1 protein-coding gene and 2 pseudogenes are annotated in these 855 nt (G+C 34.6%); all 3 read right to left on the reverse strand.

Features of this window, described 5'->3' with window-relative positions; genetic code table 11:
* Positions 1-129, reverse strand: a pseudogene (locus AC1DTM_RS29265) (group-specific protein); the annotation flags it as partial.
* Positions 126-701: an NAD(P)H-dependent oxidoreductase gene (locus AC1DTM_RS29270; protein ID WP_016105483.1), complete on the reverse strand. Its 576-nt coding sequence runs from the start codon at positions 699-701 to the stop codon at positions 126-128. The pseudogene AC1DTM_RS29265 and the gene AC1DTM_RS29270, both read right to left, overlap by 4 nt.
* 22 nt (positions 702-723) lie before the next feature.
* Positions 724-855 (reverse strand): annotated as a pseudogene (locus tag AC1DTM_RS29275) (SWIM zinc finger family protein); the annotation flags it as partial.

The following is an 855-nucleotide window of genomic DNA, read 5'->3' on the forward strand; positions in this document are numbered from 1 at the left end:
TCTTAATTGTATTTGAATTTGTTGAAACGTTTCGCTGTATTTCTTCAATTGGACTAAACAATTAATATACGTACGCAAAAGTTCGTCATCACAATTGCAACACTTTATAATACGATCTATTTCATTCATAATGTACGAGCCTTTTCTTCTATTTGTAATAGCCATTTTTCACGCTTCTCTAGTTTACTCGTTTTCACAGATTGAAAAACTGACCGTTTTATATCGCAAATACCACAAAAACGTAAAACCCCTCGTTTCATCATAATCCAATCCGCTGATCGATATAATAGGGCCACATACCATAACGGTGAGTCTAACGTATTAATAACCCACGCCTTCTTTCCTTTCAATAACCCTTTCGGTAATGACCCCTCATATTTATAAGCAAATCCAGCTACAAAAATACGATCGATAAATCCTTTTAAAATAGCAGGCATGCCCCACCACCATATCGGATATATGAAAAGAAGAATATCCGCCGCTTTCACTAATTCTCTATATCGCTTCGTCTCTTCTTCATTTAGTAAATCACGTCTTTTCTTCTCTTCATTAAATACAAGCACTGGATCAAATTGTTCTTTATGTAAATCAAGTAGCGTAACAGAATGATTTGTTTCCCCAAGTCCTTTTTGCACATGCTCTAAAATTGCCGCATTAAAGCTTGAAGGATTAGGATGAGCGTATATAATTAGTACGTTCACTACAAAGCAACTCCCTCTTTAGTTAAAGTTTCCCCTTCTTTAACATTTTCTCTACAATTTGCACATTTTTCGAACTTTGTAACAAACGATTTAATACTGTTAATAACTCGTCTTTTTCTAAACCTTTCAATTGCTCTTTAACTGTACTCTCACC

It is taken from the genome of Bacillus sp. P4_D3 (assembly GCF_056401855.1).